This is a genomic window from Paenibacillus stellifer (genome assembly GCF_000758685.1).
In the GTDB taxonomy this organism is placed as follows: Bacteria; Bacillota; Bacilli; order Paenibacillales; family Paenibacillaceae; genus Paenibacillus_AQ; species Paenibacillus_AQ stellifer.
The window spans coordinates 5,167,337-5,182,183 of record NZ_CP009286.1 but is presented as its reverse complement, the minus strand read 5'-3'; the positions used below and the strand labels follow the sequence as shown (position 1 = coordinate 5,182,183).

General features: G+C 57.7%; 12 protein-coding genes. 9 read left to right on the top strand and 3 right to left on the bottom strand.

The features are described 5' to 3' along the window. Nucleotides 1–214: 214 nt before the first annotated feature. The 5 genes from ftsE (at nucleotide 215) to PSTEL_RS23785 (ending at nucleotide 6,430) form a co-directional block, all read left to right on the top strand. Nucleotides 215–901 carry a cell division ATP-binding protein FtsE gene (gene ftsE / locus PSTEL_RS23805; RefSeq protein WP_038699198.1) on the top strand — a complete coding sequence of 229 codons (687 nt, stop codon included), beginning with the start codon at nucleotides 215–217 and terminating at the stop codon, nucleotides 899–901. Continuing rightward, complete coding sequence (ftsX, locus tag PSTEL_RS23800) at nucleotides 891–1,805, top strand: permease-like cell division protein FtsX (RefSeq protein WP_038699196.1); 915 nt, start codon at nucleotides 891–893, stop codon at nucleotides 1,803–1,805. Before ftsE ends, ftsX begins: the two co-directional genes overlap by 11 nt. Nucleotides 1,806–1,852: 47 nt before the next feature. Beyond that, nucleotides 1,853–3,205, top strand: coding sequence for a murein hydrolase activator EnvC family protein (locus PSTEL_RS23795; protein WP_038699195.1), 1,353 nt, complete (start codon nucleotides 1,853–1,855; stop codon nucleotides 3,203–3,205). Between the two features lie 116 nt (nucleotides 3,206–3,321). Further along, a complete protein-coding gene (locus tag PSTEL_RS23790) occupies nucleotides 3,322–4,776 on the top strand; it encodes a S41 family peptidase (RefSeq protein ID WP_038699194.1) in 1,455 nt (484 codons plus the stop codon). 250 nt (nucleotides 4,777–5,026) lie between these two features. Next, nucleotides 5,027–6,430, top strand: a complete 1,404-nt coding sequence (locus tag PSTEL_RS23785) for a PDZ domain-containing protein (RefSeq protein ID WP_425415286.1) — start codon at nucleotides 5,027–5,029, stop codon at nucleotides 6,428–6,430. A gap of 387 nt (nucleotides 6,431–6,817) precedes the next feature. Here PSTEL_RS23785 and PSTEL_RS23780 read toward each other — a convergent pair whose 3' ends face one another. After that, nucleotides 6,818–7,792 (bottom strand): AraC family transcriptional regulator, encoded by a 975-nt coding sequence (locus tag PSTEL_RS23780; protein ID WP_038699192.1) that lies wholly within the window; start codon nucleotides 7,790–7,792, stop codon nucleotides 6,818–6,820. 184 nt (nucleotides 7,793–7,976) lie between these two features. Here PSTEL_RS23780 and PSTEL_RS23775 point away from each other — a divergent pair, with 184 nt between their 5' ends. Further along, complete coding sequence (locus PSTEL_RS23775) at nucleotides 7,977–9,365, top strand: MFS transporter (protein ID WP_038699190.1); 1,389 nt, start codon at nucleotides 7,977–7,979, stop codon at nucleotides 9,363–9,365. 98 nt (nucleotides 9,366–9,463) lie between these two features. Here the strand turns inward: PSTEL_RS23775 and PSTEL_RS23770 are convergent, their stop codons facing one another. Then, a complete protein-coding gene (locus PSTEL_RS23770; RefSeq protein ID WP_038699188.1) occupies nucleotides 9,464–10,111 on the bottom strand; it encodes a response regulator transcription factor in 648 nt (215 codons plus the stop codon). A 36-nt stretch (nucleotides 10,112–10,147) separates the two neighbouring features. After that, entirely contained in the window at nucleotides 10,148–11,305 is a 1,158-nt protein-coding gene (locus PSTEL_RS23765) for a sensor histidine kinase (protein ID WP_052098917.1), read from the bottom strand. A 261-nt stretch (nucleotides 11,306–11,566) separates the two neighbouring features. On the opposite strand from PSTEL_RS23765, the gene PSTEL_RS23760 reads away from it, so the two are divergent. From PSTEL_RS23760 to PSTEL_RS23750, 3 genes are read left to right on the top strand one after another with little or no spacing between them, the layout of a single operon-like run. Next, nucleotides 11,567–12,502 carry an ABC transporter ATP-binding protein gene (locus tag PSTEL_RS23760; RefSeq protein WP_038699186.1) on the top strand — a complete coding sequence of 312 codons (936 nt, stop codon included), beginning with the start codon at nucleotides 11,567–11,569 and terminating at the stop codon, nucleotides 12,500–12,502. Between the two features lie 13 nt (nucleotides 12,503–12,515). Next, nucleotides 12,516–13,685, top strand: a complete 1,170-nt coding sequence (locus tag PSTEL_RS23755) for an ABC transporter permease (RefSeq protein ID WP_038699184.1) — start codon at nucleotides 12,516–12,518, stop codon at nucleotides 13,683–13,685. Beyond that, complete coding sequence (locus PSTEL_RS23750; protein ID WP_038699182.1) at nucleotides 13,678–14,826, top strand: ABC transporter permease; 1,149 nt, start codon at nucleotides 13,678–13,680, stop codon at nucleotides 14,824–14,826. The genes PSTEL_RS23755 and PSTEL_RS23750 overlap by 8 nt, the downstream gene beginning before the upstream one ends. Nucleotides 14,827–14,847: the final 21 nt, after the last annotated feature.

Genomic DNA, 14,847 nt, shown 5'->3' with positions numbered 1-14,847 from the left:
GCTGCGCTCTGCCGATAAAGGGTAGTGAAAGGCGGATCGGCCCTCTACAAGCATATGCGCCCCTTCCTGAACTCCTTCATAAAACTTTCGGGTACTCAAGCAGTTACGGATTTGTTACAATAGATACGTTGCGGAATTATTGCTGTTTATGGAAATCCGCTGGAAATATTGTCGCAAGCCGCGGCGGATAATGTCAGAACCGGGAAGTGATCAGATGATCGAAATGCAGGATGTTTGGAAGACGTACCCTAACGGGACTCACGCACTTCAAGGAGTATCGGTCAAAATCGACCGCAACGAATTCGTATATATCGTCGGTCCGTCCGGAGCCGGCAAATCGACGTTCATGAAATTGATCTATAGAGAGGAAACGCCGACCAAGGGGCAAATCTCCGTGGGCGGATTCAATATCGGTAAGCTGAAGCCGCGCAAAATCCCTTATGTCCGCCGCAACATCGGCGTCGTGTTTCAGGATTTCCGGCTGCTGCCGAAGCTGACGGCCTTCGAGAACGTCGCCTTCGCAATGGAGGTCATCGAAGCGCCGAAGAAGCAGATCAAGAAACGGGTCAATGAGGTGCTCGACCTCGTGGGACTGCGCAACAAAGCAAACCGTGAGCCTTCCCAGCTCTCCGGCGGGGAGCAGCAGCGCATTGCCATTGCCCGGGCCATTGTGAACAATCCGTCGGTTATTGTGGCGGACGAGCCCACAGGCAACCTGGACCCCGAGACGTCATGGGGGATTATGCAGCTGCTGGACGAGATCAATTTTCGCGGCACGACGATCGTGATGGCGACCCATAACCGCGATATTGTCAACAAGATGCGCAAGCGGGTGCTGGCCATCGAGCACGGGCAGATTGTCAGAGACCAGCTGAGAGGGGAGTACGGGTATGAGTTTTAAAACCTTCTTGCGTCATGTGCGGGAAGGCTTCAAGAACGTATTCCGCAACGGGTGGATGTCGGTGGCTTCCATCACGTCCATTGTGGTTTCGCTGCTTGTGCTGGGTGTCTTCATCCTTCTTGTACTAAATGTCAATTCACTCGCGGACAAGGCGGACAGCCAGGTCCAGATCACCGTACATCTGACGCTGGAGACGACTCAGGCGCTCCGCGATACGCTCCAGAACGAAATCGGCAGCATGCCCGAGGTCAGCAAGATCGAGTTCATCTCCAAGGAGCAGGGGCTCGAGGATCTGCGCAAGGATTTGGGGCCTGATGCCGACAGCATTCTGGAGGGCTTCGACAAAGATAACAACCCGCTGAACGACGCCTTCCGGGTGGAGGTTGTGGAGCCGACGACCGTGCCTTTTGTGGCGAAGAAGATCGAGGCCCTCAACGACACCCATCCCGAGAAGCCGATCTATAAAGTGAAGTACGGACAAGGCGCCATCGAGACCCTGTTCAAAGTTACGAGAACCATCCGCAACATCGGATTCGTGTTCGTGGCGGGACTGGCGGTCGTGTCCATGTTCCTTATTTCCAATACGATCCGGGTCACCATCCTGGCCCGCCGCAAGGAAATCGGCATTATGAAGCTCGTTGGGGCTACCAACGCTTTTATCAGGTGGCCGTTCTTCGTGGAGGGCGCGCTGATCGGACTGATCGGCTCGCTGATTACCGTAGGCATTCTCTATGCCGGATACTCCGGCTTGAACTCGTCAGTTGCGGGCGACCCGCTGATGGGCTGGAACCTCATTCCTTTCGAGAAGATCTGGGTGCTGCTGAGCGGACTGCTTGTCGGTCTCGGCGTGCTGATCGGCATTTGGGGAAGCGTCGTATCCATCCGCAAGTCGCTGAAGGTATAAGGATTATTAGAAATGTTACTTTTGAATAAAAGGACGGGGAACGCGAGTTGAAAAAGATAGCCGCCGGATTAGCCTTACTGCTGTTGTCCGCCGTTATGTTCCAGCCCTCTGAAGGATATGCCAGCAAAACGAGCATCACCGAAATCGACAAGCAGCTGAAGGCGCTGCAGCAGAGTGCCAAGGACGCCAAAGCCCAGCAGGAAAAAGCAGCCGCCCAGGGCCAGGAGGCTCAGCATTACAAGAACAAGACCACACAGAATCTGCAGGTTGTGCTCGGCCAGATCGAGCTGGTGAAGGGTGAAATGACCCAGATCTCCACCAAGATTGACAATACCGAGAAATCGCTGAAGACGACGGCGGCCGAGCTGGACGCTGCGCAGGAACGGGTCGAATCCCGCCAGAAACTGATTGAGTCCCGGGTGCGTCTTATGTATACGGACGGTACGGTGTCCTATCTGGATGTCCTGCTCTCTTCGACAAGCTTCTCCGACTTTCTGACCCGCGCCGACTCTCTGAAGACGATCGTGGATCAGGACCAGGATCTGCTGGAGCAGCACAAGCGGGACGAAGCGACTGTAACAGCCAAGAAGAAGGAACTGGAAGGGCAGTACGCGCTGGCCAAGCAGCTGTACACCGATCTGGAATCCCAGCGCAGCGTCCTGAAGGATAAGGAAGCCGAGAAGCAGGAACTGATCGCTTACTACGATAAGGCGATCGATGACGCCGAGGATATCACTCAGGAGCAGAACGCCAAGCTTGTTCAGCTCGCGAGCCAGCGCGCGGCGCTTGAAGAGCAGAAGGACAAGATCAAAGCGGAGGAAGCGGCTCGCAGAGCGGCTGCTGCCAAAGCGGCAGCGGCCAAACGCGCGGCGGAAGAGGCCGCACGCAAGGAGGCCGCCGCCAAGGCAGCCGCTGCTAAGGCAGCGGAAGCGCAGACGGTGGCCAGTTCCTCCGATGATGAAGCGGAGCATGGCGGCGATGACAACAGCGGCACTTACGCAAGCGGCAGCGGCCCGCTGCTGCTGCCTGTCGGCCAGGCGCGGATTTCGTCGCCGTACGGCTACCGGATCCATCCGGTGACAGGCGTGCGCAAGCTGCATACCGGCGTCGACTTCGCCGTGCCGCAGGGCACGAATATCCACGCCGCGGAAGCCGGTACGGTTATCGTGGCGGAATGGTGGAGCGGCTACGGCTACACGGTGGTGATTGACCACGGAGGCGGCATGTGGACGCTGTACGGACATATCCGCGAAGGCGGCATCAAGGTCAGCGTGGGCGACCGCGTGGAACGCGGCCAGACCATTGCGGAATCGGGCGCGACCGGACGGGTGACGGGTCCGCATCTGCACTTTGAGGTGCGGATCGACGGAACGCCGGTCGACCCTATGGACTATCTGTAATTTGACGGCCCCATAAATATTATGGGGCCGTGCGGCATATACTGGAAGTCATACCGATCTCTGCGGGATTGACCTACAGACCGGCGGGATGGACAAGAAGGGACGGTGAAGGCTTCATGTTAAAGAAGAGTACGGCGGCCATCATGATTGTTGCCGCCCTCCTGTGCGGCAGCCTGCTGACGCTCGCTGCGACCGGCACAATCTTTACGGGACAAGCCGTTGGAGAGAGCGCGGCGCCGGCGGCAGCAGCCGGAGGCGGACTGAAGCAGAGCGAAGCGAACAAGCTGGGCACGGCGCTCACTCTGATTGAAGGGAATTATTACAAGGATGTGGACCGCAGCAAGCTGATCGACGGAGCCGTGAACGGCATGATGGAGGCGCTCGGCGATCCATATTCCAACTATATGGCCAAGGAGACGGCCCAGCAGTTTGAAGAGAGCATTGAAGGCTCCTTCAGCGGCATCGGCGCCGAGGTCGCCTCGGATAACGGCAAGGTAGTTGTCGTGTCGCCGATTAAAGGTTCTCCTGCGGAGAAGGCCGGCATTCAGGCGAAGGACGTTATCGTCTCGGTGAACGGGGAATCCTTGCAGGGGCTCGACCTGAACGATGCGGTCGCCAAGATCCGCGGACCGAAGGGCAGCACGGCAACGCTCGTCGTTCAGCGGTCCGGCTCATCGCAGCCAATGACCTTCAATATCAAGCGCGATGACGTCAAGCTGGAGACGGTGTATGCCAAGATGGAGAACGGAGGCGTTGGCGTCATCGAGATTACGCAGTTCTCGATGAACACAGCAGACCGTTTCAAGGAAGAACTGTCCAAGCTGGAGAAGCAGGGCATGAAAGGACTCGTGATCGACGTCCGCAACGATCCCGGCGGCGTGCTGCCGGTCGTAATTGAAATTGCCGAGCAGTTCGTGCCGAAGGGCAAGACCATCGTTCAGGTGGAGAACAAGGCGAAAGAGCGCGAGGAGACGAATTCCAAGGGCAGCGGCAAGGATTACCCGGTCGCTGTGCTCATGAACAAGGGCAGCGCCAGCGCTTCCGAAATTCTCGCAGGCGCCCTGCAGCAGTCGGCGGGAGCGAAGCTGATCGGCGAGAACTCCTTCGGCAAAGGCACGGTGCAGACGAGCTTTGAGAAGCAGCTCGGCGACGGCAGTCTGCTGAAGATCACGATTGCCAAGTGGCTGACACCGGACGGCAGCTGGATTCACGGCAAGGGCATCAAGCCGGATATCGCGGTGGCGCAGCCGGATTATTTCTCGGTGTCGCCGATCAACAAGAGCGTGACACTGCAGTATAACAGCAACAGCTCCGATGTGAAGAGCGCGCAGATCATGCTGGCGGGACTCGGCTACAAGCCGGGCCGCAAGGACGGATATTTCGACACCGCGACCAAGGAAGCGGTCAAGAAATTCCAGAGCGCGTCGAAGCTGACAGTTACCGGCGCTATTGACGCCAAGACGGCAGAAGCGCTGGAGACCGCTCTGATCAAGGCAATTCAGAGCCCGGTTAACGACAATCAGCGTAATCGGGGCATTGAAGAGATCCGCAAGGAAATCGCAGCGAAATAACGTTCAGGCTGCAGCAAGCCTGCGGCTTATAAGACGGCCTCCCCTTCTACAGGCAGAAGGGAGGCCGTCTTTTTTGCGCGGAAGGAAGGACATAGCGGTTCGCCCGGTGAATTGCTAGAGGGGAGAGAGTGGAAGAAAGCGCCTGTTTTTTTCTGACCGGGAGGCCTGTCTTTGTTCTCCCGATTCCTTTAGAATAGATAAAGAACCCGCACTTCAAGGTGCGGCAGCCCAAAGGAGCGTGACGATCGGTTTGAATGATCTGCTGGATCTGCTGGCAAGCTTGGGGAATGCCGCGTTGCATATGCTGACGCAGCCTTTTTATTATATCGCCGTGTTGTTTCTGTTTCTGTATTACCGCAGACAGACGCTGCAGGAGCGCAGGCTTATTCATGTGAAGCTGCATGCGGCGGGCAGCGAAGTATGGCGCGCACTCTGGAGCGGCCTGGTTGTGGGCCTTGCGGTGTCGGCGGCCGCCATTGCGCTTGGCGTTTCGGTATCCACTCCGGGGGTTCTCTGCATTTGGGCGGTAAGCCTGCTGCTGCTCCTGATTCGGGTGCGGTATTTCTGCTTCGCATATACGATCGGACTTCTCGGGGTCCTTCAATACATACTCTCCTGGCTGCCGGATTTCCGTCCTGCCGGATTTTGGGGCGAGACCATCATGGCGGTCAGAGGTCTGGATATTCCCGCCCTGCTCGTGCTGGCAGGCATCCTGCATCTGGCGGAAGCGCTTCTCGCCAGATGGCAGGGCCGGGGGCTGGCGACGCCGCTCTTTCTGGACGGCAAGCGCGGCCGGGTTGTGGGCGGCTACCGGTTGGAGGCGTTCTGGCCGCTTCCGCTGTTCCTGCTGATTCCGGCAGGCGGTCATGCGGCAGCGCTGCCTTGGCACAGCCTTCTGGGCGGCGGCCTCGGCATCGTATCGCTGCCCGTGGTCATCGGGTTCAGCGAGTGGACAACGAGCATGCTGCCGGGCCGCAAGAGCGCCCGCGTCTCAGGACGGCTGCTGCTGTATGCCGCCGTCCTGACCGGTCTCGCGCTGCTCGCGGACTGGTGGAGCCCGCTCACGCTCCCGGCGGCGCTCGCCGCTCTGCTGCTGCACGAAGGCCTGGTCTGGTACGGCGCTCTTGAGGAGCGCCGGGGCAGTCCCTTCTTCGTGCATCCGGATGCCGGCCTCATGGTGATGGCCGTGCTGCCGGGCAGTCCCGCGCATGAGCTGGGCATTCTGCCCGGCGAGGTGCTGCTCAAGGTCAACGGTCAGGCGTTGACCGGACAGGCGCAGCAGCTGCATGAGGCGCTGCGCCGGAGTCCCGCGTTCTGCAAGCTGGAGGTGCAGAACGCGGCGGGCGAGAGCAAATATTTGCAGCGCGCCATTTACGACGGCGACCATCATCTGCTGGGCGTCATTCTGGCTCCCCAGCCGGATGAGGACACGACCGTGCCGGAGAAGCCGGCGGGACTCATCGGCATCGCGGGCCTGAAGACGGGCGCGCGCCGGAAGCGGCAGGGGGCGGAAGAGCTTCCGCCCCGGATGCACTCGGCGGCCCGGATGCTGGAGCCGGTGCAAGCTCCTCCGCCCGAGCCGGAGCTGCCTGCTGCGGGTGAGCGCCAAGGCCCGGCACCCGGAGCGGGCAGCCCGGAATCGGCGAAGGGCTGAAGGCTAAGGGCTGCCGAGCGGCAAGAGCGGCAGGCCGGAGCCACTGGCCAGTCACTAGCCGAGTCACTAGCCGCCCGGAGTCGCTATCCGTGCCGTCTCAGGCTCGTCCTAAGCCGCAAGCAGAGACTTCATTCTCAGAACCAATCCTCAGATTAAATTGGCCAAGGTACTGGCTCCGATACTAGCTCCGATACGATCACAAGAAAGCCCGGATTTCCGTATCCACTTACGGAAATCCGGGCTTTCTGCCGCGCAGACAGGGCCGTGCCTCAACATGAACGTCTCAAGCAGCGCCGGAATTGCATTGGCCTCCGTAGCACGGATGCATGGATGCAGCGGGGAATGCCAGTGAGGAAGGCAGCGAGGAGTACATGTGCGTTTCCCCGCCTATGAATCCATCAGGTTCGTGACGGGATACTGCCTTTGCCTAATCTCCCGAATGTCTCTAAGGGGAGGCAGGCCGAACAGCCGCCGGTATTCACGGTTGAACTGGGTCGGGCTTTCATAGCCGACCTCCCGCGCTGCGCTCGTGGCATCCATCGCTTCGCTAAGCATCAGGCGCCTGGCTTCCTGCAGGCGAATGCTTTTTTGATATTGCAGCGGCCCCAGTGTTGTGACCTCTTTAAATTTATGGTGAAGTCCCGAGATGCTCATGTTGCTCATCCTGGCCAATTCGGCAACCGTGAACGAGCTGGCGTAATTGTCCCTGATCCAGCCGATTGCTTTGCCAATTCCGTCTCTCTGCTGAGTGAAGAAGGTCATCTGTAGAAAAAGATGGCCGCTGCATCCCGTCAACAGATGGTAGATCATTTCACGTTTAATCAGATTCCCCAGAAAGACAGCGTCTTGATGCCGGTCGGGCAGTTTCATCAAACGGATGAACGCATCGAGCAGAGCGGAGTTGCTCTTGCCGACAAATGCCGCTTTATGCGCCTGGGTTCGCTTGGGCTTGTCAGCGATTCCGGCCTCCATAATTACCGAAGCAATCTCCTGTGTGGACAGATCGACGCGAAGACCGATGTAGGGGGACTCTGATGTGGCGTGAACGGTCTGTCCGGATGCAGGCATATCGATCAATGAGGTCACATAATCTCCCGCATGATAATAGATGATATCCTGGCCCAGATAGAGTTTCTTGCTTCCTTGCAGAATAAGGCAAAAGGAAGGTGTCAATACGCCATGTCTCAGCATGGTTGGACTGCTGCGCTTCACAATCGAAAGAAAAGGCAGCATCGTCGAATTATGGCCTTCTCTGATTTCCTTTTTTATCACCATGTTGAGCAAATCACCTAGCTTCTCCTGATCCGCCAGATCAGTCCCGGCATCTTCGCCTCCGGCAGGTCTCCCCTTGTTCTCCGGCAATGGTTCCACCCCGCTCTCATTAGCCCCACTATTTAATATCTGAAGCATAACATGTGCAATGAATGATAATATACCTTTTTGCAGTTCCAGGCAATAATCGGGCAGGAATGGCCTACTTCGCACGGGGGATGGCAGAGATAATAGGACTTGAGTCTTTGAGTCATAACCCGAAAGGAAGATTGAGATGCAGTCCACTAAATCGATCATGTTAACCATCATTGTTGCTTGCCAGCTTATGGTTGTGCTGGATTCGTCCGTTATGGTTACCGCGCTGCCCGAAATTGGCCGGACCCTTCATCTGACGACCGCCAACCTGACCTGGGTGCAGAACGCCTATATTTTAGCCTATGGAGGCTTCATGCTGCTGGGTGCCAGGGCGGGGGACATCATGGGCAGAAGAAGGATATTCCGTGCAGGAATTGCGTTATTTACGGTTGCTTCCCTGCTCGCAGGGATGGCACAATCCGCCGAATTTCTCCTGGCAGCAAGAGCTCTGCAAGGACTGGCGGCAGCGATGGCGACCCCGTCCACATTGGCCCTGCTGTCTGTGAGCTTTGTGGAGACGAAAGAACGGTCACGAGCCATCGCCATCTACAGCGCGGTGTCCGGGGGAGGCGGCAGCGTCGGCTTGATTCTGGGTGGAATGCTGACCGAGTGGATTTCCTGGCGGGTTGGAATGTTTATCAACGTCCCCATAGGAATTGCCCTGCTGATCATCATCCCGAAATATTTGCAGGAGACGCAGAAGAGAACAGGACATTTCGATTTGCTCGGTGCCGTACTGTCCGTTACCGGCATGACTTCTTTGGTATTTGGATTTGTTCAGGCGGCCGCCGCCGGATGGCATCATACCGTCACTTTGGCGCCTTTGGCAGCAGGCATCGTCTTGATGGCAGGATTTGTTGCGGTGGAAGCCCGGGCGAAAGAGCCGATCATACCGCTTCGTCTATTTAGCAGCCGTGAGCGCTCCGGGGCTTATCTTGGAAGATTTTTGTTCATATGCGGCAATTTCTCGTTATTCTTCTTTATCCCGCAATTCCTGCAGAACGTTCTCGGTTTCAGCTCCTTTGAATCCGGCCTTGCCTTTGTGCCTTTCACGGGTGTGCAGTTCGGGATGATGTATGTGATGCCATGGCTGGTGTCCAGATTCGGAAGTGTAAAAATACTCATATCCGGGCTGGTCATCGCCATTCTCGGTACAATATGGTGCAGCCAAATTTCAACCGGAACTTCATTCTTCCCGAATATGTTCCTCCCGTTAATCTTGATGGGCATCGGTGCGGGAATGGTATTTCAGCCGCTTACCGCCTTTGGCCTGACAGACGTAGATCCGGGCGACTCGGGCGCGGCTTCCGGCTTAATCAATGTTGCGCACCAAATCGGGGCTTCGATGGGACTGGCTGTCCTGAGTACGGTCTTTGAATCTGTATACCGGTCCTCATCGCCTTCTGCGGAGCAGTTCGCCCACGCCGCTTCGATTGCTGTAACCGGTTCGGCAGTCTTTTTGACAACGGCTCTGCTTGTAACTCTTCTCATGCTGTTCCGGCCCGCCGCGAAGCTGCGGAGCGAATGACCGTTCCCCAAGCATGAGGCTGCGCCGGCCGGTCCATGTATTCTCTATTGCGGTGAAAAAGGGCGCGTCGCCGCTTCCCATTTTTCCGATAACCCGCCTCAACGCCCGTTCTTCAAATAAAAAATCGCGATCTGCGTCCGGTCCCGCAGCTCCAGCTTGCTCAAAATTTCGGTTATGTAGTTCTTGACCGTTCCTTCGCTCAGAAACAGGGAGGCGGCGATTTCTTTGTTGGTATGCCCTTCCGCGATCAGCGACACGACCGCCTGCTCCGTCTGCGTCAGGCCATAGGATTCCAGCGGGCGGGCAGGCGCCGCGGCGGGCGCCGGCGGCTGCAGAAGGCCGGTCAGCTTGCGCGCGATGTCGGGATGGATCAGCATGCTGCCGGCATGCACTGTCTTGATTCCCTGGATGATCCGGTCCGGGGGAATATTCTTGAGCAGATAGCCGCTGGCTCCGCCTCTCAGCGCTTCGATGATATATTCGTCGTCGTCGAAGGTGGTCAGCATCAGCACCGAGGTCTGGGGAAATTGCGCGCGGATCTGCCGGGTTCCCTCTACGCCATCCACGCCGGGCATCCGAATGTCCATCAGCACCACATCCGCTTCCGTTCCGTCGCCAAGCAGCTTCAGCGCTTCGCCTCCGTCGCCGGCCGTTCCGGTCACCTCAAGCTCCCCGTCAAGGCCCAGCAGCACCTTCAGGCTCTCCCGGATGAACGAATCGTCATCGACAATCATGACTTTAATCAAGCAAGCCACACTCCTTTATGTAGAACTCTTATAGCATTACATCACTTCATTCTGCTTATAGACCGGAATCCGCGTGATGACGGTGAACGGATAGGCCGCCACGATTTCGAGACTGCCGCCGATAAGGCGGGTGCGCTCGTCCATGCCCTGGAGTCCCATTCCGCCGTTCGGCCGGGAATCGCAGGGGGCTCCGGTCTCCGGCACGCTGCCGTTATTCCAGACTTCCAGGACGACTTCGGCCTCCCGGTAAAAAAGCCGGATGCCAACCTCGGTTGCATGTCCGTGCCGCAGCCCGTTCGTTATGGCTTCCTTTGCATTTTTGTACAGGACGACCTGCTGGCTCGGATAGAGCGGATACGGCGTACCTTCCACATCGTAAGAGGTGCGGATGCCGGTGTCGCGTCCCGTTACTTCAAGCAGGAGGTCCAGGGCATATGCGCCTTCAAGACGGGGCTCCCGGCCGATGCGCCTTACTGCGGTCCGCAGTTCGTCCATGGCCTCCGCCAACTGGTCGCGCACCTGGTACATCATCGACAGGCCTGCTTCCGGTGCGGACGGAAAGGTATGCAGCGCGGCTTCCATCATCATTTTGACCCGGATCAGCCGGTGTCCGATGTCGTCGTGAATTTGCCGGCCGATGCGCACCCGCTCTTCGGACTGGGCGGCGGTTTCGACCTGGGCGGTGAACTGGAGCAGCCGGCTGCGCGCTTCATCCAGCTCGAAATGCTTCCTGCGCAGCTCATCGTAGAGCATCATCATCTCCTCCTGCCCCCGGCTGGCGGCAGCGAGCTGCAGACACAGCACAGCGGAAGTCAGGAAGCCCAGGTTGATCCAGGCGCGTTCCAGCGGATCAGCATGCAGGAATACTGCGTTTAGGGCGGCCAGATGAGCGGCGCCAAGCAGCAAATACACCGGCCGGAAGCGCATGCGGGAGTAGACGAGCAGCGAGGACAGGGAAGGGAACACCATCAGGCTGCCGTAGCGGCTGCACAGCCAGACGGAATACAGCATTTCCGCTGCGGCGGCTGCCGGGACGAAGCGTTCCGGCAGCCGGCCCCCCATTGTCGCAATAAGCAGAAGGATCAGCAAATGCAGTGTAAAGAGTCCATAGTCGGTATACTCTCCGATATACATGAAGAGAAAAGCGGGCACGACGATCAGGCCGTACCGGAGAAAGCTAAGAGGTTTGTTCAAATCTCAATCTCCCACCCTTTTTGAACGACAAGAATAAATAAGCTGTCCGCTTCATCAAGTCTTCTTCGCCAAACGCACGGCGTTTACCCGAACGAGCAGGCTAGTGAGCCATGACTTGCTGCTCTTTATAGCATACCATGACCCGGCCTTTTGCGAAGAGATGACTTAAGTCACCTCCCCTTCATGACCTTCCGTACCTTCGCGGCAGAACGCGGTGTCGTACAATACAGACATGAAGCATATGAGATGGGAGAGTTGACAATGGCACTTGCAGAACTGACCGATGTGGTGAAACGATATGACAGCAAGCTGACGGTGGATCATGTGAACCTGAGCATTCAGGAAGGAGAAATTTTCGGGCTTCTCGGTCCGAACGGTGCGGGCAAGAGCACCACGATCAGCATGCTCTGCGGCCTGCTGAAGCTGGATGGAGGCAGCATTGCCGTCGATGGAGTTTCGGTGGAGAAGCAGCCGCTTGAGGTGAAGAAGAGAATCGGGCTGGTCCCGCAGGACCTGGCCCTGTATGAGAATATGACAGCGGAGGAGAACGCCATGTTCTTCGGCAAGCTGTACGGCCTTCGCGGCAGGCTGCTGAAGGAGCGGGTCTACGAGGCGCTGGCTTTTACCGGTCTGTCGGACCGGGCGAAGGATAAGCCGTCCACCTTCTCCGGGGGGATGAAGCGTCGCCTGAATATCGCCTGCGCGATCATGCACCGCCCTAAGCTGATCATCATGGATGAGCCGACTGTCGGAATTGATCCTCAATCGCGGAATCATATTCTCGAATCGGTCAAGACGCTGAACAAGATGGGATCGACCGTCATCTATACAAGCCACTATATGGAGGAAGTCGAAGCGATCTGCGACCGGGTGGCGATTATGGATAAAGGCCATATTATCGCTTGCGGAACGGAGGGGGAGCTTAGAGAACGGGTATCCCATGTGGAGAGAATCGTCATCAGAGCCGGCAATATCACACCCGAACTGCTCGGTGAGCTTGGGCGGCATCCCCGTATCACCCGGGTGGAGACGGAGGATGATAAGGTCAGCCTGTCCTTGCCTTCCTCTCAAAGCGAGCTGCAGGATATTCTGTATATTTTCGCCAAGCACGAGGGCGTCATTCAATCGCTGCAGATCGAAGAGCCCGACCTTGAGACGCTGTTCCTCAGCCTGACGGGCCGGACGCTGCGGGATTAGGAGGAGAAGAAGAATGTCAAATATATGGACGATTGCCAAGTTCGAGCTTCAGCGGCAGTTCCGCTCCCGGGCGATGGTTATCAATCAGTTTCTGCTGCCGATCATCTTGATCTTCCTGCTCGGAACGGCGCTGTCGGGCGTGGTCGGACAGGGGAAGGACATCACGATTGATCCGGTGCATGTCGCCATTGTCGACGCCGCCGGGTCCCAGGCCGTGCAGTCACAGCTTGTGGCTGAACTGCTGAAAGCGCCGGAAGCGGCGAAGGTGATTATTCCCGAAACGGTGAAGAGCCGTTCGGAGGCGGAAGAGGCGGTGCGTGCGGGCAAATACGGATACGCCGTTGTGGTGCCGGCCGGATTCGATCAGCAGGTGAAGAGCGGGAAGGATGCCAAACTTGAATATATCCTGGGCAAGGACCGGACCGACAATATGGTAGCAGGAACTGTATTCGACAACTTCCTGAGCCAGATCAACTACTCCCAGGCGGCGGCCCTCACACTTGGACCGGCAGCTGTCCCGGCTTCTGCGGCAGACGGCGGAGCGGAGTCCGCGGTCGTCGGAAAATTGAATGATAAAGGGCGGTCTTATACCGCCTCGCAATATTACGCGGCCTCAATGCTGATCATGTTCCTGCTGACCTGCGGACAGACAATGATCAGCAGCTTATACAGCGAGAAGGATAACCATACGCTGTTCAGACTGAATTCCATGCCGTTGAAGGGCAGCGAGCTGTTCATGGGCAAAATGCTGGGCATGGGTCTGATCTCGGTGGTGCAGAGTGCGGTAATCATTATCGCGACCCATTTTTTGTTCGGCGTCTATTGGGGCAACCGTCCGCTCGCGCTGGCGCTGGTCTGCCTGCTCGTCATCCTGATTTCCCTGATGCTGTCGGTGGTTATTGCGATGACGGCTTCCAATGCGGCGACGGCCCGCAACATCTCCATGATCCTGACGGTGCTGATGACCTTCATCAGCGGCGGCATGACCCAGCTTCCGGATTCCTGGGTGAATACGGGCGGTGCTTTTTCCGTCAATCATTGGGGCATGAAGGGAATTCTGAAAATGATGCTGGAGTCTCCCTGGGCGCAAATATCGGGCAGCATCGGCATGCTGGCGGCTATAAGCGGCGGGCTTCTGTGCATTGCCTTCATCTCTTATCGAAAGGTGGGTTATCATGCGTAACATTTGGACGATAGCTGTAAATCTGGTGAGACGGATGATCGGCCAGCGCAGAGGTCTGATGACATATCTGATTATTCCATGCATTATTATATCCGTCATTATCTCCCTGACCGGCAATGACGGCTCTGGCAAGGATGCGGTGCTGTACAGCAATCTCGATACCGGACCGGCGGGCGCCCATGTCATTGCGGAGCTGGAGAAGACAGGGGATTATCGCCTCGTGAAGCAGAACGGCGGGCAGGAGGTCAAGCAAGGGATTATCGACGAAAAGGGGCAGGCGGGCCTCATCATCCCGGCCGATTATACGGCGAAGCTGCTTGCCGGCGGGCAGTCCCAGATTCAGATCTATGAGCTCAAGGCATCCGAAACGTCCGTTACGCTGAAAATGAAAGCCTCGGAGCTGGGGGACCGCCTCCGCGTACTCGCCTCCGCCGCAAGCCAGGCTTCGGGAGGCACGGCGGAAGTCCGCCTGGCGTCGGTGCTTGAGCAGGCCGGCAAACATCAGGTGGGCAGCGTCCGTACCGACTACAATTTGTATCCGCGCACCGGAATGGATACGGTGACCGGGTTTATGCTGATGTTCCTCATGGCGATGGTTACCAGCTCCGTATCCTTCATCATGGATGACCGCAAGCAGCGGACCATGATGCGCATGTACAGCGCTCCGGTCCGCTCCTATGAAATTGCGATCGGCAATTTCCTGGGCAGCCTCACGGTCGGTATCATCCAGGTCGCAGCAGTGCTTGCAATTGCCCGCTTCGGACTGGGGTACAATTTCGGCGTGCCGATGTCGATCTATTTCCTGGCCCTTGCCGGATTCATGCTGGTGTCCATGGGACTCGCCAGCACGGCGGCCGGACTGATCCGCAACCCGAACAACACGGGCATGCTCAACGCGCTGATTCTGACGCCGACCTGCATGCTGGGCGGCTGCTTCTGGCCGATCTCGATCATGCCCGATTACATGCAGAAAGCCGCGAATTTCGTCCCCCAGAAATGGGCGATCGAAGCCGCCGAGCTGGCCGCGACGGGCAGCGGCTGGAGCGAGCTGTGGCTGCCCTTCGCCGTGCTCGGTCTGATGGCTGCCGTTCTGCTGGCCATCGGCTCGGCCATCCTGCGTCCCAGCGAGGCAGCCATTTGACGACAGATGCTCAGGCGGCTC